The sequence below is a fragment of the Bacillus sp. SIMBA_074 genome, from assembly GCF_046534555.1.
Classification (GTDB): Bacteria; Bacillota; Bacilli; order Bacillales; family Bacillaceae_G; genus Bacillus_A; species Bacillus_A mycoides.
On record NZ_JAWRYM010000703.1, the window covers coordinates 1 to 263 of the forward strand.

At 64.3% G+C, this 263-nt stretch carries 1 protein-coding gene; it reads right to left on the reverse strand.

What is annotated here, in order from left to right:
- A partial coding sequence (locus tag SB773_RS32600; protein ID WP_410594532.1) for a hypothetical protein occupies nt 1-263 on the reverse strand: 263 nt, incomplete at both ends.

A 263-nucleotide genomic window follows, 5' to 3' on the forward strand; every position in this document is an offset into this window, starting at 1 on the left:
GTGTCGATACCCCAGTCGCCGAAGCGGTTGAGGGCTGGAAAGTACTCGTCGTCGAGCGGAAGGATCCGGTCCGCGATGCACCGCACGGCCGCGAAACTCGACGTCTTGGCGAAGACGTGACGATAGAACCGAACGCCCGCACGTGTGCCCCTCTGGACGAGCAGATCAAGAACCGCACTCGCGGTTTCGGCGTTGTCGAGTCGAACCGAAGGCGCACGGGATGCGGGCGCTCCGGGGAAGAACTGCGGGAATACGTCGACCGC